Annotated in this window: 27 protein-coding genes and 1 other RNA gene; 11 read left to right on the plus strand and 17 right to left on the minus strand. The window is 55.3% G+C overall.

Features of this window, described 5'->3' with window-relative positions:
- The first annotated feature begins 10 nt into the window (after nucleotides 1-10).
- From ABTW00_RS03035 to ABTW00_RS03065, 7 genes are all read left to right on the plus strand, one after another.
- On the plus strand, nucleotides 11-1,351 hold the full coding sequence (locus ABTW00_RS03035) for an MFS transporter (protein ID WP_064542081.1): 1,341 nt from the start codon (nucleotides 11-13) through the stop codon (nucleotides 1,349-1,351).
- A gap of 26 nt (nucleotides 1,352-1,377) precedes the next feature.
- Nucleotides 1,378-2,148, plus strand: a complete 771-nt coding sequence (gene garL, locus ABTW00_RS03040; protein WP_064542083.1) for a 2-dehydro-3-deoxyglucarate aldolase — start codon at nucleotides 1,378-1,380, stop codon at nucleotides 2,146-2,148.
- A gap of 30 nt (nucleotides 2,149-2,178) precedes the next feature.
- Entirely contained in the window at nucleotides 2,179-3,069 is an 891-nt protein-coding gene (gene garR, locus ABTW00_RS03045; RefSeq protein ID WP_065356116.1) for a 2-hydroxy-3-oxopropionate reductase, read from the plus strand.
- Between the two features lie 86 nt (nucleotides 3,070-3,155).
- Nucleotides 3,156-4,301: a glycerate 2-kinase gene (gene garK / locus ABTW00_RS03050; protein ID WP_065356115.1), complete on the plus strand. Its 1,146-nt coding sequence runs from the start codon at nucleotides 3,156-3,158 to the stop codon at nucleotides 4,299-4,301.
- Between the two features lie 32 nt (nucleotides 4,302-4,333).
- Nucleotides 4,334-4,714: RNase P RNA component class A (gene rnpB / locus ABTW00_RS03055), an RNA gene on the plus strand.
- Nucleotides 4,715-5,268: 554 nt separating this feature from the next.
- Complete coding sequence (locus ABTW00_RS03060) at nucleotides 5,269-6,594, plus strand: amino acid permease (protein WP_064542092.1); 1,326 nt, start codon at nucleotides 5,269-5,271, stop codon at nucleotides 6,592-6,594.
- A 15-nt stretch (nucleotides 6,595-6,609) separates the two neighbouring features.
- The gene (locus tag ABTW00_RS03065; protein WP_433638764.1) at nucleotides 6,610-7,917 is read left to right on the plus strand and encodes a serine dehydratase subunit alpha family protein; all 1,308 of its coding nucleotides are present in this window, start codon (nucleotides 6,610-6,612) and stop codon (nucleotides 7,915-7,917) included.
- A gap of 32 nt (nucleotides 7,918-7,949) precedes the next feature.
- On the opposite strand, the gene ABTW00_RS03070 is transcribed toward ABTW00_RS03065, so the two are convergent.
- Both ABTW00_RS03070 and ABTW00_RS03075 read right to left on the minus strand, forming a co-directional pair.
- Nucleotides 7,950-8,111 (minus strand): hypothetical protein, encoded by a 162-nt coding sequence (locus tag ABTW00_RS03070; protein WP_433638766.1) that lies wholly within the window; start codon nucleotides 8,109-8,111, stop codon nucleotides 7,950-7,952.
- A 25-nt stretch (nucleotides 8,112-8,136) separates the two neighbouring features.
- On the minus strand, nucleotides 8,137-8,838 hold the full coding sequence (locus ABTW00_RS03075) for a pirin family protein (RefSeq protein WP_064542096.1): 702 nt from the start codon (nucleotides 8,836-8,838) through the stop codon (nucleotides 8,137-8,139).
- Between the two features lie 104 nt (nucleotides 8,839-8,942).
- Here ABTW00_RS03075 and ABTW00_RS03080 point away from each other — a divergent pair, with 104 nt between their 5' ends.
- Nucleotides 8,943-9,839, plus strand: a complete 897-nt coding sequence (locus ABTW00_RS03080) for a LysR family transcriptional regulator (RefSeq protein WP_065356113.1) — start codon at nucleotides 8,943-8,945, stop codon at nucleotides 9,837-9,839.
- Between the two features lie 289 nt (nucleotides 9,840-10,128).
- Here ABTW00_RS03080 and ABTW00_RS03085 read toward each other — a convergent pair whose 3' ends face one another.
- The 11 genes from ABTW00_RS03085 to ABTW00_RS03135 all read right to left on the minus strand — a co-directional run bounded on the left by ABTW00_RS03085 (nucleotide 10,129) and on the right by ABTW00_RS03135 (nucleotide 17,497).
- On the minus strand, nucleotides 10,129-10,494 hold the full coding sequence (locus ABTW00_RS03085; protein ID WP_065356112.1) for a DUF805 domain-containing protein: 366 nt from the start codon (nucleotides 10,492-10,494) through the stop codon (nucleotides 10,129-10,131).
- A 129-nt stretch (nucleotides 10,495-10,623) separates the two neighbouring features.
- Entirely contained in the window at nucleotides 10,624-11,610 is a 987-nt protein-coding gene (locus ABTW00_RS03090; RefSeq protein ID WP_064542106.1) for a glutathione S-transferase family protein, read from the minus strand.
- 69 nt (nucleotides 11,611-11,679) lie between these two features.
- Nucleotides 11,680-12,072: a DoxX family protein gene (locus ABTW00_RS03095; protein WP_064542109.1), complete on the minus strand. Its 393-nt coding sequence runs from the start codon at nucleotides 12,070-12,072 to the stop codon at nucleotides 11,680-11,682.
- A gap of 324 nt (nucleotides 12,073-12,396) precedes the next feature.
- Nucleotides 12,397-12,687: a YqjK-like family protein gene (locus ABTW00_RS03100; protein ID WP_064542524.1), complete on the minus strand. Its 291-nt coding sequence runs from the start codon at nucleotides 12,685-12,687 to the stop codon at nucleotides 12,397-12,399.
- Nucleotides 12,687-13,085, minus strand: a complete 399-nt coding sequence (locus tag ABTW00_RS03105) for a phage holin family protein (protein WP_064542113.1) — start codon at nucleotides 13,083-13,085, stop codon at nucleotides 12,687-12,689. Before ABTW00_RS03105 ends, ABTW00_RS03100 begins: the two co-directional genes overlap by 1 nt.
- Before the next feature lie 2 nt (nucleotides 13,086-13,087).
- A complete protein-coding gene (locus ABTW00_RS03110) occupies nucleotides 13,088-13,393 on the minus strand; it encodes a DUF883 family protein (protein WP_064542116.1) in 306 nt (101 codons plus the stop codon).
- A 29-nt stretch (nucleotides 13,394-13,422) separates the two neighbouring features.
- On the minus strand, nucleotides 13,423-13,791 hold the full coding sequence (locus ABTW00_RS03115) for a DUF1090 domain-containing protein (protein WP_064542527.1): 369 nt from the start codon (nucleotides 13,789-13,791) through the stop codon (nucleotides 13,423-13,425).
- Nucleotides 13,792-13,936: 145 nt separating this feature from the next.
- Complete coding sequence (gene mzrA / locus ABTW00_RS03120) at nucleotides 13,937-14,317, minus strand: EnvZ/OmpR regulon moderator MzrA (protein WP_064542119.1); 381 nt, start codon at nucleotides 14,315-14,317, stop codon at nucleotides 13,937-13,939.
- A 2-nt stretch (nucleotides 14,318-14,319) separates the two neighbouring features.
- Nucleotides 14,320-14,982 (minus strand): DedA family general envelope maintenance protein YqjA, encoded by a 663-nt coding sequence (gene yqjA, locus ABTW00_RS03125; RefSeq protein WP_064542121.1) that lies wholly within the window; start codon nucleotides 14,980-14,982, stop codon nucleotides 14,320-14,322.
- A gap of 303 nt (nucleotides 14,983-15,285) precedes the next feature.
- Complete coding sequence (gene exuR / locus ABTW00_RS03130; RefSeq protein WP_065356108.1) at nucleotides 15,286-16,062, minus strand: transcriptional regulator ExuR; 777 nt, start codon at nucleotides 16,060-16,062, stop codon at nucleotides 15,286-15,288.
- Nucleotides 16,063-16,192: 130 nt separating this feature from the next.
- On the minus strand, nucleotides 16,193-17,497 hold the full coding sequence (locus ABTW00_RS03135; RefSeq protein WP_064542128.1) for an MFS transporter: 1,305 nt from the start codon (nucleotides 17,495-17,497) through the stop codon (nucleotides 16,193-16,195).
- A 475-nt stretch (nucleotides 17,498-17,972) separates the two neighbouring features.
- Between ABTW00_RS03135 and uxaC the strand changes: the two genes are divergently transcribed.
- The 3 genes from uxaC (at nucleotide 17,973) to ABTW00_RS03150 (ending at nucleotide 21,525) form a co-directional block, all read left to right on the plus strand.
- On the plus strand, nucleotides 17,973-19,385 hold the full coding sequence (gene uxaC, locus ABTW00_RS03140; RefSeq protein ID WP_433638773.1) for a glucuronate isomerase: 1,413 nt from the start codon (nucleotides 17,973-17,975) through the stop codon (nucleotides 19,383-19,385).
- 15 nt (nucleotides 19,386-19,400) lie between these two features.
- Nucleotides 19,401-20,888: a UxaA family hydrolase gene (locus ABTW00_RS03145; RefSeq protein WP_065356106.1), complete on the plus strand. Its 1,488-nt coding sequence runs from the start codon at nucleotides 19,401-19,403 to the stop codon at nucleotides 20,886-20,888.
- Nucleotides 20,889-20,973: 85 nt separating this feature from the next.
- Nucleotides 20,974-21,525, plus strand: coding sequence for a YgjV family protein (locus ABTW00_RS03150; protein WP_065356105.1), 552 nt, complete (start codon nucleotides 20,974-20,976; stop codon nucleotides 21,523-21,525).
- Between the two features lie 19 nt (nucleotides 21,526-21,544).
- Here the strand turns inward: ABTW00_RS03150 and sstT are convergent, their stop codons facing one another.
- From sstT to ABTW00_RS03170, 4 genes are all read right to left on the minus strand, one after another.
- A complete protein-coding gene (gene sstT, locus ABTW00_RS03155; RefSeq protein WP_416374490.1) occupies nucleotides 21,545-22,792 on the minus strand; it encodes a serine/threonine transporter SstT in 1,248 nt (415 codons plus the stop codon).
- Between the two features lie 284 nt (nucleotides 22,793-23,076).
- Nucleotides 23,077-24,045: a TerC family protein gene (locus tag ABTW00_RS03160; protein WP_065356104.1), complete on the minus strand. Its 969-nt coding sequence runs from the start codon at nucleotides 24,043-24,045 to the stop codon at nucleotides 23,077-23,079.
- A 268-nt stretch (nucleotides 24,046-24,313) separates the two neighbouring features.
- Nucleotides 24,314-25,291, minus strand: a complete 978-nt coding sequence (locus tag ABTW00_RS03165; RefSeq protein WP_433638777.1) for a Gfo/Idh/MocA family protein — start codon at nucleotides 25,289-25,291, stop codon at nucleotides 24,314-24,316.
- A gap of 72 nt (nucleotides 25,292-25,363) precedes the next feature.
- Entirely contained in the window at nucleotides 25,364-25,864 is a 501-nt protein-coding gene (locus tag ABTW00_RS03170) for a M48 metallopeptidase family protein (protein WP_433638779.1), read from the minus strand.
- Between the last annotated feature and the right edge of the window lie 59 nt (nucleotides 25,865-25,923).

Below are 25,923 nucleotides of genomic sequence, written 5' to 3' on the forward strand. Positions count from 1 at the left end.
GGATAATAAAATGATACACGATACTGCTGACGCTGTTGAAGCAAAAAAGGGAATGCATACCCGTTATTTAATTCTGTTAATTATTTTTATTGTTACGGCCGTTAACTACGCTGACCGCGCAACGCTCTCCATCGCCGGTACCTCCGTGGCGAAAGAGTTGCAGCTAAGCGCGGTGTCCATGGGATATATCTTCTCGGCATTTGGCTGGGCCTATCTGCTGATGCAGATTCCGGGAGGGTGGCTACTGGATAAATTTGGTTCCAAAAAGGTGTATACCTATAGCCTGTTCTTCTGGTCGCTGTTTACCTTCTTACAAGGCTTTGTTGGTTTCTTCCCGCTGGCGTGGGCCGGCGTCTCCATGTTCTTCATGCGCTTTATGCTCGGCTTTTCTGAAGCGCCGTCCTTCCCGGCGAACGCGCGTATTGTCGCGGCCTGGTTCCCCACTAAAGAGCGCGGTACCGCGTCGGCTATCTTTAACTCCGCGCAGTACTTCTCGCTGGCGTTGTTCTCGCCGCTGCTGGGCTGGCTGACCTTTGCCTGGGGCTGGGAGCACGTCTTTACCGTGATGGGGGTGATTGGCTTCCTGTTGACCGGGATGTGGGTGAAGTTCGTACATAACCCGACCGACCATCCGCGGATGTCTAAAGAAGAGCTGAAGTTCATTGCCGACAATGGCGCGGTAGTCGATATGGACCACAAAAAGCCGGGTAGTGATGCGGTGAAAGGTCCGAAGCTGGATTACATCAAACAGCTGCTCAGCAGTCGTATGATGTTAGGTATCTTCTTCGGCCAGTATTTCTTAAACACCATCACCTGGTTCTTCCTCACCTGGTTCCCGATTTATCTGGTGCAGGATAAAGGCATGTCGATTCTGAAAGTGGGTCTGGTAGCGTCCATCCCTGCGCTGTGCGGCTTTGCCGGCGGCGTGCTGGGCGGGTTGTTCTCTGACTACCTGATTCGCCGTGGCTGTACGCTGACTTTTGCGCGTAAGCTGCCTATCGTGCTGGGCATGCTGTTGGCTTCGACGATTATCCTGTGCAACTACACCGACAACACCGCGCTGGTGGTCACGCTGATGGCATTAGCGTTCTTCGGAAAAGGCTTTGGCGCACTCGGCTGGCCGGTTATCTCCGACGTTGCGCCGAAAGAAATTGTTGGCCTGTGCGGCGGTCTGTTTAACGTGTTTGGCAACGTGGCCTCCATCGTCACGCCGCTGGTGATTGGTTATATCGTGAGTGAACTGCACTCCTTTAATGGCGCACTGATTTTTGTTGGCTGTTCCGCACTGATGATGATGGTTTGCTACCTGTTCGTGGTGGGCGACATCAAACGTCTCGAACTGCGGAAGTAAGCTGCGACTAACTTAAGGTAATGAACATGGATAACGCGATTTTTCCTAACAAATTCAAAGCAGCGCTGGCAGCGCAACAGGTTCAGATTGGCTGCTGGTCCGCACTTTCCAGCCCAATCAGTACCGAAGTGTTAGGCCTGGCCGGGTTCGACTGGCTGGTACTGGACGGTGAACATGCGCCGAACGATGTAACGACATTAATCCCGCAGCTCATGGCGCTTAAGGGCAGCCAGAGCGCGCCGGTGGTGCGCGTGCCGACCAACGAGCCGGTGATCATCAAACGTATGCTGGACATCGGTTTCTACAACTTCCTGATTCCGTTCGTGGAAACCCAGGAACAGGCGGCGCAGGCGGTTTCCTCCACGCGTTACCCGCCGGAAGGCATTCGCGGCGTATCCGTTTCGCATCGCGGCAATATGTTTGGCACCGTAGCGGACTACTTCGCGCAGTCCAACAAGAACATCACCGTCCTGGTGCAGATTGAAAGCCAACTGGGGGTCGATAACGTCGATGCGATTGCCGCCACCGACGGCGTTGATGGGATCTTCGTTGGCCCAAGCGATCTGGCCGCCGCGCTGGGGCATCTTGGCAACGCCTCGCATCCGGAAGTACAGCAGGCTATCCAGCATATTTTTGCCCGAGCGAAGGCGCACGGGAAACCCAGCGGCATTCTGGCACCGGTGGAAGCCGATGCGCGCCGCTATCTGGAGTGGGGGGCCACCTTTGTGGCCGTGGGCAGCGATCTGGGCGTATTCCGCGCCGGAACGCAGAAGCTGGCCGATGCTTTCAAAAAGTAACCGCTACCGAATTAACGCAAAATTGGGGAAATGACGATGAAAGTTGGTTTTATTGGTCTGGGTATCATGGGCAAACCGATGAGCAAAAACCTGCTGAAAGCGGGCTACTCACTGGTGGTTGCTGACCGTAATCCTGAAACGATTGCCGAAGTGATTGCGGCGGGCGCGGAAACCGCGACCACGCCAAAAGCGATTGCCGAGCAGTGCGACGTGATCATCACCATGCTGCCAAACTCGCCGCACGTCAAAGAAGTGGCACTGGGTGAAAACGGCATTATCGAAGGCGCGAAGCCGGGCACCGTACTGATTGATATGAGTTCTATTGCGCCGCTAGCAAGCCGTGAAATCAGCGATGCGCTGAAGGCGAAGGGCGTTGAGATGCTGGATGCGCCGGTCAGCGGCGGCGAGCCGAAGGCGATCGACGGCACGCTGTCGGTGATGGTGGGTGGTGATAAAGCGATTTTCGATAAGTACTACGACCTGATGAAAGCGATGGCGGGTTCAGTGGTTCACACCGGTGAAATCGGTGCGGGCAACGTCACCAAGCTGGCAAACCAGGTGATTGTCGCGCTGAATATCGCGGCGATGTCGGAAGCGCTGACGCTGGCCACCAAAGCGGGCGTGAACCCGGATCTGGTGTACCAGGCGATTCGCGGCGGCCTGGCGGGCAGCACCGTGCTCGATGCCAAAGCGCCGATGGTGATGGACAGAAACTTCAAGCCGGGGTTCCGTATCGATCTGCACATTAAAGATCTGGCCAACGCGCTGGACACCTCCCACGGCGTGGGCGCGCAGCTGCCGCTAACGGCGGCAGTGATGGAAATGATGCAGGCGCTGCGTGCCGATGGTCTGGGTACCGCCGACCATAGCGCTCTGGCGTGCTACTACGAAAAACTGGCGAAAGTGGAAGTGACTCGCTAAGGACGTTGAGCCCGGCGCTGCCGGGCTCACAAGGTAGGCCGGAACGGTGATGCGTCATCCGGCGTCGCGCGCTAATAGGCTCAGATATGAAAATCGTAATCGCCCCAGACTCTTATAAAGAAAGCCTTTCTGCCACCGAGGTAGCACTGGCGATAGAAAAAGGATTTCGGGAAATCTTTCCGGAAGCGCAGTTTGTGTCCGTCCCGGTCGCCGACGGCGGAGAAGGAACGGTTGAGGCGATGATTGCGGCGACGCAGGGGCGCGCGGTGACATCGACCGTCACCGGCCCGCTGGGCGATGCCGTTACTGCACAGTGGGGCATTTCGGGCGACGGCGGTACGGCGTTTATCGAAATGGCTGCTGCCAGCGGCCTCGCGCTGGTGCCCGCGGAACGACGCAACCCTTTGATTACCACCTCTTACGGTACCGGGGAGCTGATTCTCCAGGCGCTGGAAAGCGGAGTGAAGAACATCATTATCGGCATTGGCGGTAGCGCGACCAACGACGGCGGTGCCGGCATGGTCCAGGCGCTGGGAGCAAAGCTGTGCGATGCCAACGGGACGGCGATAGGCTTCGGCGGCGGCAGTCTGATGAGCCTCAATCATATTGATATTGCCGGGCTGGATGCGCGTCTACAGGCCTGTACGATTCGCGTGGCCTGCGATGTAACCAACCCGCTGACCGGGCCGTTTGGCGCATCCTGCATTTTTGGGCCGCAAAAAGGGGCGACGGCAGAAATGATTGCCGAACTGGACCGTAACCTGGCGCACTTCGCCGAGGTGATTCAAAAATCGCTATGCGTTGATGTGAAAGACGTACCTGGTTCCGGGGCCGCAGGCGGCATGGGCGCGGCGCTGATGGCATTTCTTGGCGCTGAGCTGCGCAGCGGTATTGAGATCGTCACCCAGGCGCTGAATCTGGAAGAACATATTCACGACTGCACGCTGGTGGTGACGGGCGAAGGGCGACTCGATAGTCAGAGCATTCACGGCAAAGTGCCGGTGGGCGTTGCCAGCGTGGCAAAAAAATACCATAAGCCGGTGATTGGTATTGCCGGTAGCCTGACCCGAGATGTTGGCGTGGTGCATCAGTACGGCATTGATTCGGTCTTCAGCGTACTGAACCGCATTGGCTCGCTGGAAGAGGCGTTCCGCGATGCGGCTGACAATATTTATCTCACCTCTCGTAACATTGCCGCCACCCTACAGGTGGGAATGCTGACGGAAAGGTGACATCAGCGCGCAAACCCTCTATACTGCGCGCCGAAGCTGACCAGACAGTCGCCGCTTCGTCGTCGTCCTCTTCGGGGGAGACGGGCGGAGGGGAGGAAAGTCCGGGCTCCATAGGGCAAGGTGCCAGGTAACGCCTGGGGGGTGTCACAGCCCACGACCAGTGCAACAGAGAGCAAACCGCCGATGGCCCGCGTAAGCGGGATCAGGTAAGGGTGAAAGGGTGCGGTAAGAGCGCACCGCGCGGCTGGTAACAGTCCGTGGCACGGTAAACTCCACCCGGAGCAAGGCCAAATAGGGGTTCATAAGGTACGGCCCGTACTGAACCCGGGTAGGCTGCTTGAGCCAGTGAGCGATTGCTGGCCTAGATGAATGACTGTCCACGACAGAACCCGGCTTATCGGTCAGTTTCACCTCTTAAAAAACCCCGCCTCGGCGGGGTTTTTGCTTTCTGGTCCCATTCAATCTCTCCTGTAAGCGCCCCCGTTTTGTTAGCGAAATCTTCTGATTATTTACTATATCCATACAAACAATGGAGTTATTGACTGAAACAGCGTGATGTTGTGATAGACCTCATTTTTCGCCGCAATTTTACATCACATTTCATTAACATTGTTTGTTGTCCGAGTTCACAAAATCCCTTTACGTTGTTTCGTTAAATAGAAAGGTAATTCTAAAAATAACATTAAAAACAGTATGTTATAAAATCCTGCGGCATAGGAAAATATGTTTTCTCCTCCATTGTTCGTAAAAAGAGAAATAACCTGGCTGATTTCTCGCTATTCATGGCATGAATTTCTCCTTATCGCTTTTTCCCGGGCAAAGAGTTGCAAGTTTTTTCTCCTTAACCCGCGCTATGATCTTCACACTCCAGGAAAAAGCAGTGAATAAGCCTGTGATGATTTGTTTTTTTGAAATATCAATCTGTATCAGAACAATAAACCCTACACACCAAGAGTGAGAATTTGTTATGGAAACAATCTCAGTTTCACCGACGCACACCTCGGCGGCGGCCGCACGAGCGGGCATGTCAGAAAGTGAATGGCAGGCGGCAATAAAGTTCGACAGTACCGATGTGGGTTGGGTCATTATGAGCATCGGGATGGCTATCGGCGCGGGTATCGTCTTTTTACCCGTGCAGGTAGGGCTGATGGGGCTGTGGGTCTTCCTGCTCTCCTCCATTGTCGGCTATCCGGCCATGTACTTGTTTCAGCGACTGTTTATCAACACCCTGGCCGAGTCGCCGGAGTGTAAAGACTACCCGAGCGTGATCAGCGGCTACCTGGGGAAAAACTGGGGGATTTTACTCGGCGCGCTCTACTTCATTATGTTGGTGATCTGGATGTTTGTTTACTCCACGGCCATCACCAACGACAGCGCCTCTTATCTGCATACCTTCGGGGTCACCGATGGTCTGCTGTCAGAAAACCCGTTCTATGGTCTGGTGCTGATTTGCGTGCTGGTCGCAATCTCTTCGCGCGGTGAGAAGCTGCTGTTTAAAGTCTCCAGCTTTATGGTGCTGACCAAGCTGTTGGTGGTGGCGGCGCTGGGCGTGTCGATGGTGGGGATGTGGCACCTGTACAACGCCGGTTCGCTACCGCCGATGGGTCTGCTGGTGAAAAACGCGATCATCACGCTGCCGTTTACGCTGACATCTATCCTGTTTATTCAGACGCTCAGCCCGATGGTTATCTCTTACCGCTCGAAGGAAAAATCCCGCGAAGTGGCGCGTCATAAAGCGCTGCGGGCGATGAATATTGCCTTCGGCATTCTGTTTGTCGTGGTCTTTTTCTATGCCGTTTCCTTCACGCTGGCAATGGGACACGACGAAGCGGTTAAAGCCTACGAGCAAAATATCTCCGCGCTGGCGATTGCCGCGCAGTTCATCAACGGCAGCACCGGTGCCTGGGTCACCGTGGTGAGCGTGATCCTCAATATTTTTGCGGTGATGACCGCTTTCTTCGGTGTTTACCTCGGCTTTCGCGAGGCGACGCAAGGGATCGTGATTAACCTGCTGCGTCGCAAAATGCCGATGGAAAAGATCAATGAGAAGCTGGTACAGCGTGGGATCATGATCTTCGCCATCCTGCTGGCCTGGAGCGCGATCGTACTGAATGCGCCAGTGCTGAGCTTCACTTCTATTTGCAGCCCTATCTTCGGCATGGTGGGTTGTTTGATTCCGGCCTGGCTGGTTTACAAGGTTCCGGCGCTGCATAAATACAAAGGCGCCTCGCTGGCGATCATTATCATCACTGGCCTGCTGCTCTGCGTCTCTCCGTTCCTGGCATTCTCCTGATTTTGGATGGTTAAGATGGTTGAAGTAACGATGAATCCGCTGTGGGATACCCTGATTCAAGCGGTTAAACAAAATGTGAAGCCTGCGATGGGCTGTACCGAGCCGGTGTCGCTGGCTCTGGCCAGCGCGATTGCCGCCTCGCATCTGGCGGGAAGGGTGAGTCATATTGACGCGAAAGTCTCTCCCAACCTGATGAAAAACGGCATGGGCGTTACCGTGCCGGGAACCGGCATGGTGGGGTTACCGATTGCCGCGGCGGTAGGCGCGTTAGGCGGCGATCCGCAGGCGGGGCTGGAGGTATTAAAAAGCGCCTCCGTTGAGGCCATCGCGGCCGGGAAGACGTTGCTGGCGAGCGGTAGGGTGTCGGTCTCGATTCAGGAATCGTGCGAAGATGTGCTGTATGCCAGCGCCACGGTGTATACCGACGCGGAGTCGGCTACGGTGACGATTGCAGGCGGTCATACTCGGGTGGTACGGATCGTGAAAAACGGCGTGACGCTGCTGGATGCCAGCGGCTGTGCCAGCGCCGGGGAAGAGGAGTCTACATCATCGCTGTCGGAGGTCACGCTGGCGCAGGTGGTTGAGTTTGCCGAGCAGGTCCCGTTTGAAAAAATCAGTTTTATTCTCGACGCGGCGCTGCTGAATAGCGCGCTCTCCCACGAAGGGCTACGTGCGCAGTATGGGCTACATATTGGCGCGACGCTCCAGCGCCAGCGCGAACGCGGCCTGCTGGCTAAGGATCTGCTGTCCGATATTATGATCCGCACGTCGGCGGCATCCGATGCGCGTATGGGCGGCGCCTGCTTGCCGGCCATGAGCAATTCAGGCTCCGGTAACCAGGGCATTGCCGCCACCATGCCGGTGGTCGTCGTTGCCGAACACCTGGGCTGCTCGCAGGAAAAAATGGCGCGCGGGCTGATTCTCTCGCACCTGACGGCTATCTACATCCACCATCAGCTGCCGATGTTGTCCGCGCTCTGCGCCGCGACGACGGCATCGATGGGCGCGGCGGCGGGGATTTGCTGGCTGATCGACGGCAGCTACCGCAGTATTTCGATGGCGATCAGCAGCATGATTGGCGATGTCAGCGGGATTATCTGCGACGGCGCGTCAAACAGCTGCGCGATGAAGGTGTCAACCAGCGTATCGTCGGCGTGGAAAGCGGTGCTGATGGCGCTGGATGAAACCGCGGTCACCGGCAATGAGGGGATTGTGGCGCACGATGTCGAGCAGTCGATATCCAACCTTTGCGCGCTGGCCTGTCAGTCGATGCAGCAAACCGATCGGCAGGTGATTCAGATTATGGCCAGCAAGCTGAACTAGCCGTTTGCCCCGGTTCAGGCCGGGGCGTTTTCTCAGGCCGCTCGCTCTTCTGCCTGGCGGCTTTCCGCCTGGGCGATGATGGCTTCTAACTCGCTCAGCATCTCTTCAACGCCAAACTCTTTTGGCGCGCTGACCGGCTGAGAGGTGACGACGGCTTTCACCGTTTGCTGCTTTTTGTTGTTTCTCTTACTCATTTTGACTTCCGCTATCCTGAAAAAACTACACCGGTAAATCTATCAGCAAAGCGCGAAGAGGGGTATCGGCAACGAGTGTGATATTCGCTTCATCACGAATAAATGCGCCATCGCCACAGGTTAACGCCTGTTTCTCCGCATCATGTGCCAGCGCGTGAACCGTACCGTGAATCGACTGCAGATAGGCGCGCGGCCCGTGCAGTTGCAAATTCACCTGTTCGCCTTTTGCCAGTTCGATATGGTGCAGCCACACCTGCTGACGCAGCTGTAAGCTGTGCTGGCTGCCGTCAGGGGAGGCTAACAGCTGGTGCGTCGCCTCTTGCAACTTCAGTTTCTGCACCCGCGCGTTTTCCCGTTCCGGGCAGGCGTCCAGCCAGATTTGCATCCGGGTCAAGGACTTATCTTTACTCAGGTTATGTTCGCTATAGCTCACGCCGGGCTGGGTGGCGATCAGCAGCGCCTCACCGGCTTTGGCCTGAATATGGTGGCCTTCGTTGTCGCGGTATTCGGCTTCGCCTTCCAGAATCAGGTTCAGAATATCGACTTTCGGATAGGTACGTGGCTGGAAAGCCGCGCCGGGAGCGAGCACTTCCTGATTCAGCACGCGCAAAGAGGCATAGCCCAGCAGTTTCGGATCGAAGTAGTGCCCAAAAGAGAAGGTATAGCGGGCCTGTAGCCAACCGAAGTCTGCTTGTCCGCACTGTTTCGCTGTTCTTGTGGTAATCATCTTCTTGACCCTCCTTTACACTAAATCAATGGTAAAGGTATGGACGCTGCATTGTTAGCCAGATATTCTGCCCGGTATGTTCAAATTTCCTGAATGAGCACGCCATGGCTAAAGAAAGAGCACTGACGCTGGAAGCACTACGAGTAATGGACGCCATCGACCGGCGTGGCAGCTTTGCTGCCGCGGCAGACGAGCTGGGCCGCGTGCCTTCGGCATTAAGCTACACCATGCAAAAGCTGGAAGAAGAGCTGGACGTGGTGTTATTTGACCGTTCAGGTCATCGAACAAAATTCACCAACGTTGGGCGCATGTTGCTGGAACGCGGCCGCGTGTTGCTGGAAGCGGCGGATAAGCTGACCACCGATGCCGAAGCGCTGGCGCGCGGCTGGGAAACGCACCTCACCATAGTGGCTGAAGCGTTGATCCCTACGCCAACCCTGTTCCCGCTGGTGGAGAAACTGGCGACCAAGTCGAACACCCAATTGTCGATTATTACCGAAGTGCTGGCGGGCGCCTGGGAGCGTCTGGAGCAGGGAAGGGCGGATATTGTTATCGCGCCGGATATGCACTTCCGCTCTTCGACGGAGATCAACTCGCGTAAGCTCTATTCGGTGATGAACGTTTACGTTGCGGCGCCTGACCATCCGATTCATCAGGAGGCCGAGCCGCTATCTGAGGTGACGCGCGTGAAGTATCGCGGTGTCGCGATTGCCGATACCGCGCGCGAGCGCCCGGTGCTGACGGTACAGCTGCTGGATAAGCAGCCGCGTCTGACGGTGACCTCGATGGAAGAAAAACGTCAGGCGTTGCTTGCCGGGCTGGGCGTGGCGACCATGCCGTATCCGCTGGTTGAGCAGGATATTGCCGAAGGGCGTCTGCGGGTGGTTAGCCCGGAGTACACCAGCGAGATTGACATTATTATGGCCTGGCGGCGCGACAGCATGGGCGAAGCGAAGTCCTGGTGCCTGCGCGAGATCCAAAAGCTGCTCACCGCGAAATAGGGTGGTAGTTGTAGGCCGGATAAGGCGTTTACGCCGCCATCCGGCGATCGACGCCGAATAGCCTGATGGCGCTGCGCTTATCAGGCCTACAAAACCCCGCAGTGTGCCTGGCCGGGATCGGGAAAGACGTTTCGGGTCCGGCCCAAAACGGTTGTCGCCGGGCGATCACCGGAACGATCGGCTGTAGGCCGGATAAGGCGTTTACGCCGCCATCCGGCGATTGGCGCCGAATAACCTGATGGCGCTGCGCTTATCAGGCCTACAAACCCCGCATTGTGCCTGGCCGGGATCAGGGAAGACGTTTCGGATCCGGCCCGAAACGGTTGTCGCCGGGCGTCCCGTTCTGACAGTTGAAGATCAGAATGACGATCCAGCCGATTACCGGAATGATCAGCAGTAACAGCCACCACGCCGAACGATCGGTATCATGCAGACGACGGAACTGTACTGCCCACCAGGGCAGGAAGACCAGAACACCATAAATGGTGGTGAGGATCCCTTCACCGCCAGCACGCTGCCAGCCAAGCATCTTATCCACCACGCCCAACACCAGCGTGAAAATGACGTTCACCAGCACGAACATCCAATACTCTTTGCGGCGGGCGCGGCCGCCAAACCCAATGTAATTACGTAGAACCTTGAGATACCAATCCATTTTTTTGCCTCAGTTGACCATTAATCACTTGTTTTTAAAGCGATCAAGCTAAGGATAGACGTGAATGAAAACCTGGTAAATATCGATGGCGTGAATTAATTGGGCATCGAGGACCGATGCCCGGTGTGCTTAACGGAAACGCTCGTCGCGGCCGTGCGGTTCATCCAGATCCTGCCATGGGCCTACCGAAATAATACCGGTCGGGTTGATGGTTTTGTGGCTGCGGAAATAGTGGTTGCGAATATGGGCAAAATCCACGGTTTCCGCGATGCCCGGCATCTGATAGATGTCACGCAGGAAACCGTGCAGGTTCAGATAATCGCTGATGCGGTGTTTGTCGCACTTGAAGTGGGTGACGTACACCGGATCGAAGCGGATAAGCGTGGTCCACAGACGGATATCGGCTTCGGTGAGCTGGTTGCCTGTCAGGTAGCGCTGCTGGCCGAGGATTTTCTCCAGACGGTCGAGCGAAACAAACACTTTTTCTACGGCTTCGTCATAGGCCGCCTGGCTGGTAGCAAAACCGGCTTTATAGACGCCGTTATTCACGGTGTCGTAGATCCAACCGTTCAACTCATCGATTTGCTCACGCAGCGCGGGCGGATAATAGTCGCCGGCTTTTGCGCCGAGCGCATCGAATGCCGTATTAAACATGCGGATGATTTCAGCGGATTCATTGCTGACGATGGTCTGGTTTTTCTTGTCCCACAGAACGGGAACGGTCACGCGGCCGGAATAGGCCGGATCGGCATGCTGATAGAGCTGGTACAGAAATTGGTGCTGATAGAGCGTATCGCCGGTTGCCGCCGGAAAATCGGCGTCGAAAGTCCAGCCGTTTTCGAGCATCAGCGGGTTCACCACCGACACCGAGATAAACGGCTCCAGCCCTTTCAGTTTACGCAGAATCAGCGTGCGGTGCGCCCACGGACAGGCGAGAGAAACGTACAGATGATAGCGATCTTTTTCGGCTGCAAAGCCGCCGCTGCCGGTCGGGCCCGGTTCGCCGTCGGCGGTTAGCCAGTTGCGAAAGGCGGAGACTGAACGCTGGAAACGCCCGCCGGTGGATTTGGTGTCATACCAGGTATCCTGCCAGACGCCGTCGATTAATTGTCCCATCATGTTCTCCTTCAGATAGCAAAAGCGAGGAGATATCTCCTCGCTTTTTGTTCATTCAGTATAGTGCGCTTACCACTTTTTATTCAGAACACGGTCGATGCTGAATGCGCCCGGACCTGTGATACCCAGCAGCAGGTAGCCGCCAGCGATGGTCAGGTTTTTCATAAACATCAGCGAGTTCATGCCTTCAGCAAAGTTGCTGTGGAAGATGAACGCGGTCAGCAGGGTGAAGCCTGCGGTGAACAGCGCGGTAGTACGGGTCAGGAAACCGAACAGGATTGCCAGACCGCCGCCAAACTCAAGCAGGATGGTCAGCGGCAGCAGGAACCCCGGGACGCCCATCGCTTCCATATATTGCTGTGTACCCGCATACCCGGTGATTTTGCCCCAGCCAGCTGTGATAAACAGAATTGGCATCAGAATACGAGCAACCAGGAAACCGATATCTTCTAATTTTTTCATCTTTCTCTCCAGAGAACCTTGCGGGTAGTTAAACCAATTTATTCAGCATTTACACGTCGATAGCGCGTTGTTGCTGTCGATGGAGAGAAATATAACTGCGACGTATGGCAATTGTTAGCAAGGAAAACTGTTGAACTTCTTCAAAGAATCTGAGCAATGAGGTAGAGACGTGGAGGCGATGACGGACTGAGGTGCGAGGTAATGGGGGTTTTATGGCGGTAAACGCTGATGGGACCGACGGTTTGAACAGCAGAAAAAGCCCGTATCAGCGCGCTGTCTACGGGGCTTTATGTTGAGCAGGCGCTGCTCGCCAGCAAAGGGAAATCAGCCTGCTTTGCGCAGCAGGCTCTTTGCCATTCGCCAGGTGCTCCACACGCCAATGCCGCGTCGCGCCCAGCGTACCAGAAAGCGCGGATGGCGCAGCGACACCACGGCCATGGCGCTGCTGGCGACCATCACCCACGAACGCAGACTGACGAGACGGCTCCAGCCGCGATCGTAAACCTGAGTGACATCCAGCCAGTCGCGGCGACCTGCGCTTAAATCCAGCCGCTGCTGCTGAATCTGGCGCAGCAGAAACGCTTTGCGCTGTTCCCGTTCCTGACGTGGGCTCATCATGGCTCTTCATCCTCAAGAAGGGCGCGGTCGTTGGCCAGCTCGTGGCGCGTATGCCGCAGTAACGTCGTACGTCGGGCCTTGCGAAGGGTCCAGATGCCGCCAATCAGCGCCAGCAGCAGCAGCGTGCCGGTGGTGGCAATCATCACGTGTAAACGATACTGCGGGTCGACCGCCCATATAATCAACACCAGCAGGCTCATCAGGCCGAAAGCGGTAAATAGCAGGGTAAGCCCTGCCATTAACAGCAGTTGGATGAGGTTGGCTTTCTCCTCTTCCAGCTCGACGACCACCAGTCGGAGTCGCGTTTCAACCATCTGAACCAGCAAGGTGAGAATGCGCTGACCAATGCCGAGGACGTTTTTCCCGGGGCCCTGCGCGTGCTGAGAATCACTCATGCTTAACGGCGCGTCAGCAGTACGCCCAGCACCAGGCCGACGGCGGCGCCAATGCCAACACCGGTCCACGGATTTTCGCGGACGTAGCCGTCGGCTTTCGCAGCGGCTTCGCGGGTCTGCTTCGCAATGGCATCGCCCGTTTCACCCAGACGGTCGCGGCTCTCTTTCAGCGCGCTTTCCGCTTTGCTGCGCAGTTTGCTCAACTCTTCTTTGGATTTATCGGTGGAAGCATTCAGGACTTCTTCCAGAGTATCTGACAGGGCTTTCAGCTCTGCACGTAACTGATCTGAGGTTGAATCTTTAGCCATCGTCTCTCTCCTGTTGGGGTTCCACTCACTCAATACGCGCGTGATTCCAGCGCGTTAAGTTCTTTTTTGGCGTCCTGCAGCTTATGCTCGCGTTTAGCCACTTTTTCCGCATCGCCGCTCTGCTTTGCTTCCCGCAGATCCTGCTCGCGCTCGCGAATTTCGTCCTTCTGCTCAGCGATCTTTTCCTGGTGATCGGCGCGAAGCTTGCTATCAGTACAGTTGGCTTTCACCTCGCTCAACGCCTTTTTAAGGCCGTTGATACGGTTCTGATTGTTATGCTTCTCGGCATAACCAATCTCACGCTGAATGTCCTGCTCTTTTTCCTGGCAGAGTGATGTTGCTGCCGCGCTCGCGCTAAGACAAGCGAGAGTGAGCGCAAGTACGATGCGGTATTTCATGTATTCATCTTCCATTTTGCACAGTACATCTGGAATGTACTTTTCCCAGTAGGTGAGTACCGAGACGGCACCCACATTACTAAGCATAGTAAGTAAAAGACTAAATCACCAAAGTAAGTGAAATTATTCAGATTCCTGGAAGTTTTTAGCCAAATCGATGTGAGGTATCACGCAGTCGTGACAGCCAGCTTTCGGGATCGTTATCTTCATCCTGGAGAGCGACAACGTAGACGTGCGGCAGGGTGCTATCCAGCACGCGCTTCGCCGCCGCGCTTTGCTCGCTGGATTCAAAGGTAATCAACAAAGAGTCATTCTGCGGGGTAATGCTTTTAAAACGAATACCGTTGGCATCAAGGTGGTGCGAGATGGAGAAGCCATCAGGCATGCTGGCCTGGTTAATCGGGCGAATCGCGAGGGTGGACTCTTCACGCTGCAGTGCGGCCCACATCCAGAGCAGCATGCATAACATCAGCATGATGCTCAGGCTCAATGCAAACCGGCGAAGATGAATGCGGTTCGACGCCATGATTACCCTCGATTACCGTATTTTTTCTTCCACATCACGATTAACGAACCGCACAGTCCAAAGACCAGCAGCACTACCGGTAGCAGCATCAGGCAGGACATCAGCGCATCTTCATATTTCTGGAAGACCGGCGTTTTACCGAGCAGGAAACCCAGCGAGACCAGAATCAATACCCACAGCAGACCGCTCATCCAGTTAAAGAACTGGAAGCGCGCGTTGTTGAGCCCGGACAGGCCGGCGATGGTCGGCAGCAGGGTGCGGACAAAAGCGATAAAGCGGCCAACCAGCAGCGCAGACAGGCCATGCTTATGGAACAGGTGGTGCGCGCGCTGGTGATAATGGGCGGGAAGATGGGATAACCAGTTCTGGACGATACGCGTGTTGCCCAGCCAGTTGCCCTGGATATAGCCAATCCAGCTGCCGAGGCTGGCGGCGACCGTCAGGAGAAATATCGTTTGCGGGAAGCCCATTGCGCCTTTGGCAATGAGCACGCCAACCAGCACCAGCAGGCTATCGCCCGGCAGGAAGGCGGCAGGCAGCAGCCCGTTCTCCAGAAACAGGATCATAAACAAGACGAAATAGAGCATGCCGATCATCGAGGGATTTGCGAGCGTCTCGAAATCCTGACTCCATAAGGCATTTAACAGTTGGGTTAGTAGTTCCATTCATGATTCCTGGTACATCGATTAACGTAATGCCTGAACGCGCTGCGACGTCTTCTCTATTTTTATTCTAATAGCATCGCGGTAAATACGCGCTGAACAGTCCCTGTTTTGGCGAAATAAACTTTTACTCAATGTCGAAACGACAAAATGCATGCAATTGTAACAAACGGCGTGGTTTCACGTCATAGAAATTGCAATTTGTTGCAGATTGATTTTGCGGTTTCGTGCGGGGAGAGGCTAGGGGATTTACAAAGGCTTACCCACACAGAAAGTCGGGCAAGCCTTGTCGAAAAAAAGAACGGTTTATTTACCGCCGATGGCGACGGTATCGAGGTGAACGACCGGGTTTTCGGCGAACAGGTAACGGTCGGCGTTGAACTCGAAATCATCGCTGGTTTCGTTGAACAGCATCAGCTTGGTGTTTTCCAGATGCTGCCACATGGCAATCTTCGCCGCGTGTGGATCCTTGCGGATGAGCGCCTTGAGGATTTGGTCATGGTCATCGCACCAGTTATCGACGGTTCGGGCGTCGATATGGTCGTGGAGTTTTTTCCAGTACGGGTTATGTACGCGCTGGGTCCACATTTTTTCAACGATGGCGGCCAGCGCGGTGTTCTGCGTCGCCAGGGCGACCTGCACGTGGAACTGGAGATCCCACTCGGAGTCGCGGAAGCATTTCTCTTTGCGCGCTTTTTCCTGGATCTCCATCAGCTTCATGATGTCCTGCTTGGTGACCTGGGTGGCGGCAAATTCAGCGATGTTGCTCTCAATAAGCTGGCGCGCTTGCAGCAGCTCAAACGGCCCGTAGTTGGCGAACTCCAGGTTTTCGTCCGGCGCCTGATGGTACTTCGGCTGATTGGAGATAACGTGGATGCCGGAACCTTTGCGAACTTCAACGTACCCTTCCACTTCGAGCATAATGATGGCCTCGCGCACCACGGTGCGGCTGACGCTTTTTTCATCGGCAATAAAGCGCTCAGCGGGCAGTTTATCGCCCACAAGGTAAACGCCTTGCTCAATGCGTTCTTTCAGCTCAGCGGCAAGTTGCTGATATAAGCGACGTGCGTCGGCGATTTCCATATACTCTCCAGGCAGGGTACGGCAGATTGAATTTGTTATACCACTTTTGCGAGCCACTCACCACAATTTGGCATGAAAAAAAGCCGCCTGGATCAAGGCGGCTTGAGCGAAAACAAACTTCTGTCGCAGATTAGTTTTGCGTGGCCTGCTGGGCCGGACGATTTTGGCCGGATTGGCCATCGTCAGCCTGCTTGTTCTGCAGGACGGTCCAGATAACCAGCGCGCCTAACAGGTCAAAGATTGCCAGTACGGCGAACAGCGGGCTGAAGCCGATGGTATCAGCCAGCGCACCCACCACCAGAGCAAACATGGTGCTTGCCATCCACGCCGCCATACCGGTCAGACCGTTTGCGGTCGCCACTTCGTTACGGCCAAAGACGTCAGAAGAGAGCGTAATCAGCGCGCCGGACAGGGACTGGTGAGCGAAGCCACCGAGGCACAGCAGGGCGATAGCGATATACGGGCTGGTGAACAGGCCGATCATGCCCGGGCCAATCATCAGCAGTGCGCCCATGGTGACCACCATTTTACGGGACACAATCAGGTTCACGCCGAACCAGCGCTGGAACAGCGGCGGCAGGTAACCACCGATAACGCAGCCGAGGTCAGCAAACAGCATCGGCATCCACGCAAACATGGCGATTTCTTTCAGGTCGAAGCCGTACACTTTAAACATGAACAGCGGGATCCAGGCGTTGAAGGTACCCCATGCCGGTTCAGCCAGGAAGCGCGGCAGGGCGATACCCCAGAAGCGACGGGTCTGAATAATCTGCCACGGAGACATTTTCTTCGCGTTGTTGGTCTGGTGTGCCGCTTCCTGACCGCCAATGATGTACTCGCGCTCTTCATCAGTTAATTTTTTCTGATCGCGCGGGTGTTTGTAGAACACCAGCCAGCACATGGCCCAGATGAAGCTCAGCGCACCGGAGATAATGAACGCCATCTGCCAGCTGTGCATCACGATAGCCCATACCACCAGCGGCGGAGCAATCATGCCGCCGATAGAAGAACCGACGTTGAAATAGCCAACTGCAATAGAGCGCTCTTTCGCCGGGAACCACTCAGAGCTGGCCTTCAGGCCCGCAGGAATCATGGCTGCTTCTGCGGCACCGACCGCGCCACGCGCCACGGCCAGACCGCCCCAGCTACCTGCCAGCGCGGTTGCGCCACAGAAAATAGCCCATGCGACGGCGAAGAAGGCGTAACCGATTTTGGTACCCAGGATGTCCAGAACATAGCCGGCAACCGGCTGCATCACGGTATAAGCTGCGGAGTAGGCAGCGATGATGTATGAATATTGTTGTGTGGAAATGTGCAGCTCAGCCATCAGCGTTGGCGCAGCTGCCGCCACGGTATTACGTGTCAGGTAACCCAGCACGGTGCCCATCGTCACCAGCGCAATCATGTACCAACGTAACCCCTTAATTTTACGCATGTAAACCTCATCGTGTTGTTATAAATGCGAGTCCTACAGCCATCTTCCCGTTATGCCGGGGGATGTCATTCTCGAAGGGCTTACCGTGGAAGTGCTTCCCGGTACGACCCGAACTTGCCAGTAAGTACGTATGCTGAATTCGGTATCCGTACCGCTCAATCAGGTGTCAGTATCGACCATCGCAAATACATTCCGTCGTTCAATGTGTTTCGACGGGGGGCAAGATAACTTGTCATACAACTTTAAAAGGTGAATACCGTCACAAAAGAGGTATTTTCCATAGAGTTTAAGGGGTAGATAGGCCAAGCCAGGCGTGGCGCGGCTTGCAGAGGCTTTTTTGCGATTTCATTGTCATTTTTTGTCAATGTTTATTGATCTAACTCACGAAAAAATCTTCGGTTTGGCGAAATTGGTGTGATAACTTTGTTGGCATTACAGATAAACATCTGACCCACTCGTTGAGAGGAAGACGATAATGACCCCGTTTATGACTGAAGATTTTCTGCTAGACACCGAATTTGCTCGCCGTTTGTACCATGACTACGCAAAAGACCAGCCAATCTTCGACTATCACTGCCACCTGCCGCCGCAGCAGGTTGCGGAAGATTACCGTTTTAAAAACCTGTATGACATCTGGCTGAAAGGCGACCACTACAAGTGGCGCGCGATGCGTACTAATGGCGTAGCGGAACGCCTGTGTACCGGCGACGCGTCCGATCGCGAGAAGTTTGACGCGTGGGCGGCGACCGTACCGCACACTATCGGGAATCCGTTATACCACTGGACCCACCTGGAACTGCGCCGCCCGTTCGGTATTACAGGTAAACTGCTGTCTCCGACTACCGCAGATGAAATCTGGGAACAGTGCAATGAGCTGCTGGCGCAGGACAAATTCTCCGCGCGCGGCATCATGAAGCAGATGAACGTGAAAATGGCCGGCACCACCGATGATCCGATCGATTCTCTGGAACATCACGCCACCATTGCAAAAGACGGTTCTTTCGACGTGAAGGTACTGCCGAGCTGGCGCCCGGACAAAGCCTTCAACATTGAACAGGCTACTTTCGCTGACTATATGGCCAAACTGGGCGAAGTGTCCGACATTGAAATCCGTCGTTTCGCTGACCTGCAGACCGCGCTGACCAAACGTCTGGACCACTTCGCCGCGCACGGCTGTAAAGTGTCCGACCACGCGCTGGACGTTGTGCTGTTTGCCGAAGCGAACGAAGTTGAACTGGATAGCATCCTGGCGCGCCGCCTGGCGGGTGAAACCCTCAGCGAGCACGAAGTCGCTCAGTTCAAAACCGCCGTGCTGGTGTTCCTCGGCGCTGAATACGCACGTCGCGAATGGGTACAGCAGTACCACATCGGCGCGCTGCGTAATAACAACCTGCGTCAGTTCAAACTGCTGGGCGCGGATGTCGGCTTCGACTCCATCAACGACCGTCCGATGGCCGAAGAGCTGTCCAAACTGCTGAGCAAGCAGAACGAACAGAATCTGCTGCCGAAAACCATCCTCTACTGCCTGAACCCGCGCGATAACGAAGTGCTGGGCACCATGATCGGTAACTTCCAGGGCGAAGGCATGCCGGGCAAGATGCAGTTCGGTTCCGGCTGGTGGTTCAACGATCAGAAAGACGGTATGGAACGTCAGATGACTCAACTGGCACAGCTGGGCCTGCTGAGCCGCTTCGTCGGTATGCTGACCGACAGCCGTAGCTTCCTGTCTTACACCCGTCACGAATACTTCCGCCGTATTCTGTGCCAGATGATTGGCCGTTGGGTTGCCGCGGGCGAAGCGCCTGCCGACATCCAGCTGCTGGGTGAGATGGTGAAAAATATTTGCTTTAACAATGCGCGTGACTACTTCGGCATTGAACTGAACTAAGGTCTGGGTGAAGGTATGCAATACATCAAGATCCATGCGCTGGATAACGTCGCGGTAGCGCTCGCTGATTTGGCTGAAGGAACCGAAGTCACCGTTGATGGGCAGACAGTAACCCTGCGCCAGGCGGTCTCTCGTGGCCATAAATTCGCTTTACGCGATATCGCGAAAGGTGAAAACGTCATTAAATACGGTTTGCCAATCGGTCATACGCTGGTGGACGTGGCGGCGGGTGAGCATATTCACGCTCACAACACGCGCACCAATCTGAGCGACCTGGACACGTATAGCTACCACCCTGATTTCCAGGCGGAAGTTGCCCAAGCGGCCGATCGCGACGTGCAGATTTATCGCCGCGCGAACGGTGATGTAGGGGTGCGTAACGAACTGTGGATCCTGCCGACCGTTGGCTGCGTCAACGCGATGGCACGCCAGATGCAGAATCGTTTTCTGAAAGAGACGAATGACGCCGAAGGTATCGACGGCGTGCATCTCTTCAGTCACACCTACGGCTGCTCACAGCTCGGCGATGACCACATCAACACCCGCACCATGCTACAAAACATGGTGCGCCACCCGAATGCGGGGGCGGTGCTGGTGGTGGGACTGGGCTGCGAAAACAACCAGGTTGATGCGTTCCGCGAAACTCTTGGCGAGTTCGATCCTGAACGCGTTCACTTTATGGTCTGCCAACACCAGGAAGACGAAGTGGAAGCGGGGATCGAACATCTCCATCAGCTGTACAACGTGATGCGCAACGACAAACGCGAGCCGGGTAAACTGAGCGAGCTGAAGTTTGGTCTGGAGTGCGGCGGGTCGGATGGCCTGTCCGGCATTACCGCTAACCCGATGCTGGGACGTTTCTCCGACTACGTGATTGCCAACGGCGGCACCACGGTACTGACCGAAGTGCCGGAAATGTTTGGCGCAGAGCAATTGCTGATGGATCACTGCCGCGATGAGGCGACCTTCGAGAAGCTGGTGACGATGGTCAATGACTTCAAGCAGTACTTTATTGCCCACGATCAGCCGATCTACGAGAACCCATCGCCGGGCAACAAAGCGGGCGGTATCACCACGCTGGAAGACAAATCGCTCGGCTGTACTCAGAAAGCGGGTTCCAGCAAGGTGGTTGATGTTCTGCGTTACGGCGAACGTCTGAAAACGCATGGTCTGAACCTGCTGAGCGCGCCGGGTAACGACGCGGTGGCGACCAGTGCCTTAGCGGGCGCGGGCTGTCATATGGTGCTGTTCAGTACCGGTCGCGGTACGCCTTACGGCGGTTTTGTGCCGACGGTGAAAATTGCCACCAACAGCGAGCTGGCGGAGAAGAAGAAACACTGGATTGACTTCAACGCGGGTCAGCTGATTCACGGTAAAGCGATGCCGCAGCTGCTGGAAGAGTTTGTTGACGTTATCGTCGACTTTGCTAACGGCAAGCAGACCTGCAACGAGCGCAATGACTTCCGCGAACTGGCTATCTTTAAGAGCGGCGTCACGTTGTAATAAAAATGTGATCTGATACGATAAAACGGCGTTTCATCTTCTGAAACGCCGTTTTTTTATGCATGCTTAACAGGGATCCCCTTCCATGACTGCGTATTGGCTTGCCCAGGGCGTGGGCGTTCTGGCGTTTTTGATCGGTATCACCACCTTTATCAACCGCGATGAACGACGCTTCAAGTTTCAGCTTTCACTCTACAGTGCCACCATCGGCGTGCACTTCTTTCTGATGGGCGCGTTTCCCGCGGGGATGAGCGCTGAACTCAACGTCATCCGTACCCTTATTTCGGTTTATACGCGCCGTATTTGGGTGATGTTTGTGTTTATCGCGCTGACGCTCATCCTCGGCCTTAGCAAACTGCAGCACGCCATGGAGCTGCTGCCGATTGCCGGGACCGTTGCCAGCACCTGGGCGCTGTTTCGCTGTAAAGGGCTGACGGTACGCTGCGTAATGTGGTGTTCAACTGCCTGCTGGGTGATGCACAATTTCTGGCTGGGCTCGATTGGCGGCACGTTGATTGAGGGGAGTTTTCTGGTCATGAACGGCCTGAATATCATTCGTTTCTGGCGCATGCAGCGTAAAGGTATTGACCCGTTCAAGGTGGAAAAGAAAATACAGGAAGAAAACCCCTCCACCTGACGGCGGAGGGGAGATGGGATTAGCTACGGAGCGCGTTTTTCTCGAGGCGAGCATCTTCTGCCTGGCATGCCGCCGCGGTGAACAGAACGTCGGTCGACGAGTTCAGCGCGGTTTCGCATGAATCCTGCAGTACGCCGATAATGAAGCCCACGGCCACAACCTGCATGGCGACATCGTTTGAGATGCCGAACATATTGCAGGCCAGGGGAATCAGCAGCAGCGAGCCGCCAGCGACGCCGGAAGCCCCGCAGGCACACAGCGAAGCCACCACGCTTAACAACAGCGCGGTCGGTAAATCAACCGGAATACCCAGCGTATTGACTGCCGCCAGCGTCAGCACGGTGATGGTGATAGCCGCACCGGCCATGTTGATGGTCGCACCCAGCGGGATCGAAACGGAATAGGTATCGCGGTCCAGATTCAGTTTTTCACACAGCGCCATGTTCACCGGAATGTTGGCCGCTGAACTGCGGGTGAAGAAGGCGTAAACGCCGCTTTCGCGCAGGCAGGCCATTACCAGCGGGTACGGGTTACGGCGAATTTTCCAGTATACCAGCAGCGGGTTGATCACCAGCGCCACCAGCAGCATACAGCCAATCAATACCAGCAATAGCTGCGCATAGCCCCACAGGGTGCTAAAGCCGGTGGTGGCCAGCGTGGAAGAGACCAGCCCGAAGATACCCAGCGGCGCGAAGCGGATCACCAATTTCACCATAAAGGTAACGGCGTTAGAGATGTCGTTGATCAGATTTTTGGTGGTCTCATTGCCGTGGCGCAGCGCAAAGCCCAGGCCAACCGCCCACACCAGAATGCCGATGTAGTTGGCGTTAAGCAGCGCATTCACCGGGTTGGAAACCATGCTCATCAGAAGGCCGCGTAGCACCTCGACGATACCGGACGGTGGCGCAATGTCTTCTGCCGCCGCGCTTAAATGCAGCGCAGACGGGAACAGGAAGCTAAACAGCACGGCGGTTAATGCCGCGGCAAATGTGCCCAGCAGATAGAGGAACAGGATGGGGCGAATATTGGTTTTTTGGCCCTGCTGATGGTTGGCGATGGAGGCCATCACCAGCATCAAGACCAGAACCGGTGCGACGGCTTTCAGTGCGCCAACGAACAGCGTGCCAAGCAGGCCAGCGGCAATGGCGGCCGGTTTAGAGACGAGGGCCAGGATAATGCCCAGGATCAGCCCAACCAGGATCTGTTTCACCAGACTTCCCTGAGTCAGAATACGGAGAAAACCGGATGATGCGGAAGGTTTCGTCATCATTGCATTCCTTAAAGTGATGAGTTGTGTCTTTCCAGTGACGTATTATTTGTTACGTTTATGTCTGGATGTAAAAAGATGTTTGCTCGATCGAGTATAAGGAAAGTCTGCGTTTGGGAAAGCATAAAATGCTGGAATTTACGCCACACGTCATATTATTTAACCAATAATTTACAACGTGTGACGACAATCAAAAGATGGAGAGGCCCGGGTAAGGCGTTTACGCCAGCCCCGGGCGATGAGGCGAGATTCCCGGCGTGGTTTTTCTCAGCCGGGAAAAAATTTTACATTTTCTTTTCTTTCAGATCGTTACGATGATTCACCCAGGCGTTGATGAGCAGCGTCAATGCCAGAATCCCACCGACAACGCCCAGCGATACCGAGATAGGGATATGGTAGAAATCGACGATCAGCATCTTAATACCGATAAACACCAGGATCACCGACAGGCCGTATTTCAGCATCGAGAAGCGCTCCGCCACGCCTGCCAGCAGGAAGTACATCGCGCGCAGGCCGAGAATGGCGAACAGGTTAGACGTCAGCACGATAAACGGATCGGTGGTGACCGCAAAGATAGCCGGAATGCTGTCGACCGCGAAGATCACATCGCTTAGCTCAACCAGAATCAGTACCAGCAGCAGCGGCGTGGCGAACAGTACGCCGTTTTTACGCGTGAAGAAGTGCTCGTTCTCGATCTTGTCGGTCATGCGTAGGTGGCTGCGCAGCCAGCGTACCAGCGGTTTATCGCCGATCCCGCCTTCATCTTCTTTCGCCAGCGCCATCTTGATGCCGGTAAACAGCAGAAACGCGCCGAAAACGTACAGCAGCCATTCAAACTGGGAGATCAGCCAGCTACCGGCGAAGATCATGATGGTACGCAGCACGATCGCGCCCAGAACGCCGTACACCAGCACTCGACGCTGCAACGCGGCGGGCACCGAGAAGTAGCTGAACAGCATCAGCCAGACGAAGACGTTATCTACCGCCAGCGATTTCTCGATCAGATAGCCGGTGAGGAAGGCCAGCGCCTGAGGGTCGGCCACCGCGCGGCCCTGGGTCTGCACCAGATACCACCAGAATGCGGCGTTAAACAGTAATGAGAGGGTGACCCAGACCAGCGACCAGCTTGCTGCCTGCTTCATGGACATGGTGTGAGCGCCGCGCCGCCCCTGTAAAAACAGGTCGATGGCCAGCATGATAACCACGACGACAGCGAATCCGCCCCAGAGCAACGGTGTGCCGACAGTATTCATAGAAATTTCCTTACGCATAAAAAAACGGCTAACGTCAGAAGACGATAGCCGTTGCTTTTTATGCATAGACCTCGCCTTCCGGCAAGGTCTCACTTACAACGAAAAAAGAATGCGCTGACGCATTCCTTTTTCGTTGCCCGGCGACCGGATACGTTTTCACGTATCGTAATGACGATCCACCGACAAGGAAGTTACTCCCCTTTGCAGGTAACAAAATATGACAGGCCATTGATTTCGTCAATGGCCGACAATATCCGTTTACGTTGCTTTACGCATCCGCCGGGAAGACGACGCCGGTCTGGCGACGAATCTCGGTCTGAACTTTGGCGGTAATGCGGCTGACTTCCAGCCCCGGGTGGTCAACTTCGTTGTTTTCGACCAGGCGCGCAAACTCTTCGGCTTCATACAGCATAGTATTAATATGCTGCGGCTGGCTGAGATCCTGCGCTTTACTGCCGCGCGGCACGAAGGAGACTTTCTGGCATTCGGAGATTTTCTCAATCACCAGCGCGCCCGCCTCACCCTGAATTTCGCTTGGCAGGGTAGAGTCGCTGACTTTCGAGTGTTGCAGCGTCACGCTGAAGTCGCCGTAGTCCAGCATCACCACGCCGTGGGCATCCACGCCGCTCTCCAGCAGGCTGGCCGAAGCCTGAATCTGCTGCGGTTCTCCCCACAGCGCGATGGCGGAGGCCAGACAGTAAAAACCGATATCCATAATCGAACCGTTGGAGAAGGCCGGGTTAAAGGTATTTGGATTTTCGCCGTCGAGATAGCGCTGGTAGCGCGAAGAGTACTGGCAGTAGTTGATAAACGCCTTACGAATCTGCCCAAGTTTCGGCAGCGCCTGCTGGAGCTGCTGGAAGTTCGGCAGGCTGGCGGTTTTAAACGCTTCGAACAGCACCACCTGATTTTCGCGGGCCGCGGCGATCACCCGCTCGGCTTCGTCAATATTGGAAGCCAGCGGCTTCTCGCAGATGACGTGCTTTTTATGGCGCAAGAACAGCTCGGTTTGCGGGACGTGCAGCGAGTTTGGGCTGGCAATATACACCGCATCAATATCTTCGCTTTGCGCCATCGCCTCTAACGAGGTGAAGAGGTGCTCAACAAGATAATCATTAGCGAAGCTTTGCGCCTGTTCAAGGCTGCGGGAATAGACGGCGGTCAACTTGAACTTGCCGGTCTCATGGGCGGCATCGACAAACTGTCGGGTGATCCAGTTTGTTCCAATCACAGCGAAACGTATCATAAACGCCTTCAGGCTCCATAAAGGGATTCTGCCGTCAATGTAACACGCCTTTATGACATTGCCAGTGCCCGACTACGCAGTTTCCTTTAACGAAAGATGCGTCAGCCAAAGGCGGGTATCAAACTCCAGTTGGTGGTACTGCGGCTCCATATGGCAGCACAGCTGGTAGAAGGCTTTGTTGTGATCTTTTTCTTTCAGATGCGCCAGCTCATGCACGACGATCATTTTCAGAAAGGGTTCCGGCGCATTACGGAAAACGGTCGCGACGCGGATCTCGGCTTTCGCTTTCAGCTTGCCGCCCTGCACGCGCGACACGGCGGTGTGCAGCCCCAGCGCGTTTTTCAATACGTGGATCTTGTTGTCGTACATCACTTTATTGATCGGCGGCGCGTTGCGCAGGTACTGGCTTTTTAGATCTTGGGTGTACTGATACAGCGCTTTGTCGGTGCTGATGTCGTGGCGGGTCGGGTAACGTTTCTGAAGGACGTCCTCGAGCCGTTTTTGCTCAATCAGCACGGTGACCTGCGCCAGCAGAGATTCAGGGTAACCCTGGAGATACGGTAGTGTGGTCATGACGGATATCTGAGTAATAACGCGGCTGCGGGAGGGAATTCTAGCACCCCGTACGGGCG

The organism is Kluyvera georgiana, from assembly GCF_050990895.1.
Taxonomy (GTDB): Bacteria; Pseudomonadota; Gammaproteobacteria; order Enterobacterales; family Enterobacteriaceae; genus Kluyvera; species Kluyvera georgiana.

Coding starts and splice junctions, on each gene's coding strand:
- ABTW00_RS03035 (WP_064542081.1), top strand. CDS start 11: ATGATACACGATACTGCTGACGCTGTTGAAGCAAAAAAGGGAATGCAT.
- garL (WP_064542083.1), top strand. CDS start 1,378: ATGGATAACGCGATTTTTCCTAACAAATTCAAAGCAGCGCTGGCAGCG.
- garR (WP_065356116.1), top strand. CDS start 2,179: ATGACGATGAAAGTTGGTTTTATTGGTCTGGGTATCATGGGCAAACCG.
- garK (WP_065356115.1), top strand. CDS start 3,156: ATGAAAATCGTAATCGCCCCAGACTCTTATAAAGAAAGCCTTTCTGCC.
- ABTW00_RS03060 (WP_064542092.1), top strand. CDS start 5,269: ATGGAAACAATCTCAGTTTCACCGACGCACACCTCGGCGGCGGCCGCA.
- ABTW00_RS03065 (WP_433638764.1), top strand. CDS start 6,610: ATGGTTGAAGTAACGATGAATCCGCTGTGGGATACCCTGATTCAAGCG.
- ABTW00_RS03070 (WP_433638766.1), bottom strand. CDS start 8,111: ATGAGTAAGAGAAACAACAAAAAGCAGCAAACGGTGAAAGCCGTCGTC.
- ABTW00_RS03075 (WP_064542096.1), bottom strand. CDS start 8,838: ATGATTACCACAAGAACAGCGAAACAGTGCGGACAAGCAGACTTCGGT.
- ABTW00_RS03080 (WP_065356113.1), top strand. CDS start 8,943: ATGGCTAAAGAAAGAGCACTGACGCTGGAAGCACTACGAGTAATGGAC.
- ABTW00_RS03085 (WP_065356112.1), bottom strand. CDS start 10,494: ATGGATTGGTATCTCAAGGTTCTACGTAATTACATTGGGTTTGGCGGC.
- ABTW00_RS03090 (WP_064542106.1), bottom strand. CDS start 11,610: ATGGGACAATTAATCGACGGCGTCTGGCAGGATACCTGGTATGACACC.
- ABTW00_RS03095 (WP_064542109.1), bottom strand. CDS start 12,072: ATGAAAAAATTAGAAGATATCGGTTTCCTGGTTGCTCGTATTCTGATG.
- ABTW00_RS03100 (WP_064542524.1), bottom strand. CDS start 12,687: ATGAGCCCACGTCAGGAACGGGAACAGCGCAAAGCGTTTCTGCTGCGC.
- ABTW00_RS03105 (WP_064542113.1), bottom strand. CDS start 13,085: ATGAGTGATTCTCAGCACGCGCAGGGCCCCGGGAAAAACGTCCTCGGC.
- ABTW00_RS03110 (WP_064542116.1), bottom strand. CDS start 13,393: ATGGCTAAAGATTCAACCTCAGATCAGTTACGTGCAGAGCTGAAAGCC.
- ABTW00_RS03115 (WP_064542527.1), bottom strand. CDS start 13,791: ATGAAATACCGCATCGTACTTGCGCTCACTCTCGCTTGTCTTAGCGCG.
- mzrA (WP_064542119.1), bottom strand. CDS start 14,317: ATGGCGTCGAACCGCATTCATCTTCGCCGGTTTGCATTGAGCCTGAGC.
- yqjA (WP_064542121.1), bottom strand. CDS start 14,982: ATGGAACTACTAACCCAACTGTTAAATGCCTTATGGAGTCAGGATTTC.
- exuR (WP_065356108.1), bottom strand. CDS start 16,062: ATGGAAATCGCCGACGCACGTCGCTTATATCAGCAACTTGCCGCTGAG.
- ABTW00_RS03135 (WP_064542128.1), bottom strand. CDS start 17,497: ATGCGTAAAATTAAGGGGTTACGTTGGTACATGATTGCGCTGGTGACG.
- uxaC (WP_433638773.1), top strand. CDS start 17,973: ATGACCCCGTTTATGACTGAAGATTTTCTGCTAGACACCGAATTTGCT.
- ABTW00_RS03145 (WP_065356106.1), top strand. CDS start 19,401: ATGCAATACATCAAGATCCATGCGCTGGATAACGTCGCGGTAGCGCTC.
- ABTW00_RS03150 (WP_065356105.1), top strand. CDS start 20,974: ATGACTGCGTATTGGCTTGCCCAGGGCGTGGGCGTTCTGGCGTTTTTG.
- sstT (WP_416374490.1), bottom strand. CDS start 22,792: ATGACGAAACCTTCCGCATCATCCGGTTTTCTCCGTATTCTGACTCAG.
- ABTW00_RS03160 (WP_065356104.1), bottom strand. CDS start 24,045: ATGAATACTGTCGGCACACCGTTGCTCTGGGGCGGATTCGCTGTCGTC.
- ABTW00_RS03165 (WP_433638777.1), bottom strand. CDS start 25,291: ATGATACGTTTCGCTGTGATTGGAACAAACTGGATCACCCGACAGTTT.
- ABTW00_RS03170 (WP_433638779.1), bottom strand. CDS start 25,864: ATGACCACACTACCGTATCTCCAGGGTTACCCTGAATCTCTGCTGGCG.